Genomic DNA, 3140 nt, shown 5'->3' on the forward strand with positions numbered 1-3140 from the left:
GTCCTGCATGGCTTCTCCTTTGCGACAGCGATCGGTCTCAAACGAATTGGTTGAAAGGGCATCATTCAAATACCAGCTTCCCAAAGTTTCAATACAAGGGCGATGTGATCAAGCCGGAAGAGGGGCGATCGCCGGATTTCTTGACAACGCACGAAGCTGCGCCCAGCAGCATGGCTTCCCGCGCCTCGCAGGGCGACTCCCCAAGCAAGAAAATGCGCCAGCTTGGAAGATTTTTCCTGTGGCGCCCCGGTCGCGCCCGGATTAGTCTGGACCAAATTAACAGTATACTGCCAATTGGGGGAAGATCGTGCGTATCGCCGTGATCGGCGGAGGCCCCGGAGGCCTCTACTTCAGTTATCTCTGGAAAAGGCGTCACCCCGACGCCGAGATCGATCTGTTCGAGCAGAATCCCGCCGACGCCACCTGGGGCTTCGGCGTGGTGTTTTCCGAGCAGGCGCTCGAATTCCTCCGCGCCGACGACCCCGACACGGTCGACGCCATCACACCAAGGATGGAAAGCTGGAAGAATATCACGCTGAATTTGCGCGGCGAAAGCGTCGCCATCGACGGCGTCGGCTTTTCCTCGATCGGACGGCTCGAACTCCTCAAGCTTTTGCAGGCACGCGTGCACGCCGTCGGCGTCACACCGCGCTACGACACCATGATCCCCTCGCTGGAGGCTTTAACCGGTTACGACCTGATCGTCGCGGCCGACGGCCTGAACTCGCTGGTACGCCGCAGTTTCGAGGGCGATTTCGGCACCTCGCTGTCCTATTCCGCCAACAAGTTCGCCTGGTACGGCACTACAAAACGCTTCGAGACGCTGTCGCAGACCTTTGTCAGGACCGGGCTCGGCGCCTTCAACGCCCATCATTACCGATACTCACCCGAGATGAGCACCTTCCTGGTGGAATGCGATTTGGCGACCTGGCAAGCTTACCGCTTCGCCGACAAGACGATCGACGAATCCAGGGCGATCTGCGCGCAGGTGTTCGCGGCAACCCTCGATGGCCATCCGCTGGTGTCGAACAAGTCGGTTTGGCGCAATTTCCCGTGGATCTGGAACGAGCGCTGGTCGTTCAAGAACATGGTGCTGATCGGAGACGCCCTGCATTCGGCACATTTCTCGATCGGCTCGGGGACGCGGCTCGCGATCGAGGACGCCATTGCCCTGACCAAGGCGCTGGAGGCGGAAGGCGATATCGCCGCAGGTCTGCAACGTTATCAAAGCGAGCGCCAGCCGATCGTGAAGAAGCTGGTGACGGCGGCACGCACCAGCGCCGACTGGTACGAGAAATTTCCCGAACACATGAAGCTCGACCTGTTGGATTTCGCCTATAGCTACATCACGCGCTCGGGCCGGATCGACGATGCGCGGCTGCGCGCGATGTCGCCGGCCTTCATGGCCCGTTACGAGGCGTCCCGGCCGTTGCAAGAGAGCGGGAGCCCGCGATGACGACGCCGAAGCGAGATCGAACGCTTGAGATCGCCGATGCGGTGCCATCCGACAGCCCGGGCGCAAGGGAAATCGGCTTTGCGATCCCGCAAACCTATAACGCCAGCCGCATCCTGTTCGGGAATCTCGACAAAGGCCGCGGCAACCGGCTGGCCCTGACCGGCCCGCTGGGCACGCGCAGCTATGCGGAGCTTTGCGCGGAAGCCTCGCGCTGGGGCCACGGTTTTATCTCGCTGGGGCTGAAGCGCGGCGACCGTATCCTGATGTTCCTCGACGACACGCCGGCCTATCCGGCGGCGTTCTTCGGTGCGGTCCGCGCCGGGTTTGTGCCGCTGTTGATCAATACGCTGACGCCGCCGGATCTGCTGCAATTTTATCTATCGGATTCGAATGCCTCTATTGCGGTGGCCGATGCGGAATTCTGTTCGCGCTTCAATGCCGAGGCTTGCACCGATACGGCACTGCGCACGCTGATCGTGGTCAACGGCGCGGCTGGCGATCACGCTGTAGCAAATGCAGTCGCGGCCGAGCGCTGGTTGCCGGGATTCCCCGCCGACATCGCTGAGGCCGACACCGACCGCAACGAGATGGCGTTCTGGATGTATTCGTCGGGATCGACCGGCAGGCCCAAGGGCATCGTCCATCTGCAGCACGACATGGCCTATAGCGACCTGGCGTTTGCGCAGAGCGTATTGAAGCTGAAGGCCGACGACATCTGCTTCTCGGTGCCGAAAATGTTCTTCGCCTACGGCTTCGGCAATTCGATCACCTTTCCGTTCTCGGCCGGTGCTGCGACGCTGCTGCTGCCGGGCCAGCCGAAACCGGCGGCGATCTTCGAGGCGATCGAGCGCTTCCGTCCATCGGTGTTTTTCGGACTGCCGACGCTCTATACCTCGCTGACCAAGGCCGAGGGCGCAGGGCTAACGGATTTCTCCTCGCTGCGCATGGCGTTGTCCGCCGCCGAAGTACTTTCCGCCGAAGTCTTCAACGGCTGGAAGGCGCTCACCGGTCTCGAGATCGTCGAAGGGCTGGGCTCGACGGAAGTGCTGCACATCTATCTCAGCAACCGGCCGGACCGGAAAAAACTCGGCGCCGCCGGGCTTCGCGTGCCCGGCTATGAGATCATGCTCAGGGACAAGGACGGAAGCGAGGTCGGCGACAACGAGGAAGGCATCTTGTGGGTGCGCGGCGATTCCAATACGCCGCTGTACTGGAACCGGCCCGACAAAACCGCCGAGACCATCCGCGACGGCGGGTGGATCTACACCGGCGACCGTTTTGTTCGCGACAGCGACGGCTTTCACTTCTTCCGCGGCCGCGCCGATGACCTGATCAAGATCTCCGGCCAATGGGTCTACCCGCTCGAAGTCGAGCTTTGCCTCGCCGAGCATCCGCAAGTGCGCGAATGCGCGGTGTTCGCCGCCGAATTGCCGGACCGGCGCATGACCTTGAAAGCCGTTGTCGTCATGAACAACGGCGTCTTCGACGAGGGCGACGCGACGAAAATGCTGCAGGATTTCGTGAAGGCAAAGCTGCTACCTTACAAATATCCGCGCGAGGTGAAATTCATCGACGAGTTGCCGAAGACCGGCACCGGCAAGATCGACAGACAAGCGGTGATGCGGATTTAAAGCAGTATCCGGTGCCGCAATCATGCTGGCACCGAATCTGCGGAGACGCCCCC

The 3140-nt window shown here is 61.4% G+C and carries 3 protein-coding genes; all 3 read left to right on the plus strand.

Going from position 1 to position 3140, the window contains the following annotated elements; genetic code table 11:
- Window positions 1–323 (plus strand): hypothetical protein (locus QZ213_RS26470; protein WP_291689008.1); only part of this gene is annotated, 323 nt, incomplete at its 5' end.
- A complete protein-coding gene (locus QZ213_RS26475; RefSeq protein ID WP_291689009.1) occupies window positions 308–1456 on the plus strand; it encodes an FAD-dependent monooxygenase in 1149 nt (382 codons plus the stop codon). The genes QZ213_RS26470 and QZ213_RS26475, both read left to right, overlap by 16 nt.
- Window positions 1453–3087, plus strand: coding sequence for a benzoate-CoA ligase family protein (locus QZ213_RS26480; RefSeq protein ID WP_291689010.1), 1635 nt, complete (start codon window positions 1453–1455; stop codon window positions 3085–3087). Before QZ213_RS26475 ends, QZ213_RS26480 begins: the two co-directional genes overlap by 4 nt.
- Window positions 3088–3140 lie beyond the last annotated feature (53 nt).

The sequence above is a fragment of the Bradyrhizobium sp. genome (assembly GCF_017881085.1).
Lineage (GTDB): Bacteria > Pseudomonadota > Alphaproteobacteria > Rhizobiales > Xanthobacteraceae > Bradyrhizobium.

Bases quoted from the DNA above. Each gene is read 5' to 3' on its own strand.
- QZ213_RS26480 (WP_291689010.1), top strand. From the start codon at position 1,453: ATGACGACGCCGAAGCGAGATCGAACGCTTGAGATCGCCGATGCGGTG.